The sequence below is a fragment of the Bacillus sp. 7884-1 genome, assembly GCF_002272245.1.
GTDB lineage: Bacteria > Bacillota > Bacilli > Bacillales > Cytobacillaceae > Neobacillus.
In genome coordinates, this window is the sequence record NZ_NPDD01000199.1 from 1 (window position 1) to 993 (window position 993).

The 993-nt window shown below is 37.3% G+C and carries 1 protein-coding gene and 2 pseudogenes; 2 read left to right on the top strand and 1 reads right to left on the bottom strand.

Annotated features, from left to right (window positions below):
- A pseudogene (locus CHI06_RS30235) lies at positions 1 to 188 on the bottom strand (EAL domain-containing protein); the annotation flags it as partial.
- A gap of 184 nt (positions 189 to 372) precedes the next feature.
- On the opposite strand from CHI06_RS30235, the gene CHI06_RS22335 reads away from it, so the two are divergent.
- Both CHI06_RS22335 and CHI06_RS22340 read left to right on the top strand, forming a co-directional pair.
- Positions 373 to 639 (top strand): DUF3055 domain-containing protein, encoded by a 267-nt coding sequence (locus CHI06_RS22335; RefSeq protein WP_090761491.1) that lies wholly within the window; start codon positions 373 to 375, stop codon positions 637 to 639.
- Between the two features lie 49 nt (positions 640 to 688).
- A pseudogene (locus CHI06_RS22340) lies at positions 689 to 974 on the top strand (cytosolic protein).
- Positions 975 to 993 lie beyond the last annotated feature (19 nt).

Here is a 993-nt window from a genome sequence, read left to right on the forward strand (position 1 = left end):
TTTTGATTTCTTAATTTGAAAACAATTACCGCTACTTCATACCCAGCCTCAAAAGCGTTACTAACCCCTTCTATTAAAGGATTGCGCAAGGTGAATTGTGGAGGGTAATAGCGTATGGACGAAAGAGGCAGTATAATTTTTCCCCATTGCATTACACTCTTTACTTTTTTCATGTAACGACAGTCCATGGATTCCATCCCTCTCAAAAGCAACATACGACAATTTTAAGTATATTGTAACACAATTTGACAGAATCCGGTTTTTCCTTTGGTAAAATTTTTACAATGTTCTATTAACCCCTAAAGTTCCCTACCTGTCTCATTATTTGGTAATATATAGAGGACGGAGAAATTTACTAAAGGAGAACATAACATGAAAGAACGTTTTTTCTTATACGATGATACAGAGGACACAAAAACAAGATTTGTCAGCTTTGTCGGTGACAACCAACGCTTTGATTTGGCGATTGTTAAAACCGATCGTCATTTTGGAAAACATCTCGTACTCGATATTCAAGGGAATCGCTTTGCGATAATTGGTGAGGATGACCTAAAGGAGGAAGGGTATTTAGAGTACGCTTTTCAATTAAATGAAGAGGACGCAGAAGAATTACGTTCCTTTTTGTTAGAATTACTATAATTTTTTATCATTCCTTTTTGCATACTAATAAAAAGGAGTGAATAAATGTATGCCCGAAAAAGATTCAAAAAGCTATTTTGATCTTTCAAATGTCGAAAAGCAGAAGAACTTCTTAACTGCAGAGGAATTCCCAGAAGGCCCTTTTGGTTCACCAATTGGGAAAGACGACCCAGTTGAAAATAAAAGTACCCCCTGGCAAGAAGGACAGCGCTATTATAGCAACTTCAACTATGAAGATAAAACGTTTCATCAAAATATTCCGCGGCAAATGGACGGGGCTCATCCTACACATGATGACCCCAAATACAGATGAACAACCGCCTTATAACACTTAAAGCGGAAGCGCCTTGAACA

Bases quoted from the DNA above. Each gene is read 5' to 3' on its own strand.
- CHI06_RS22335 (WP_090761491.1), top strand. From the start codon at position 373: ATGAAAGAACGTTTTTTCTTATACGATGATACAGAGGACACAAAAACA.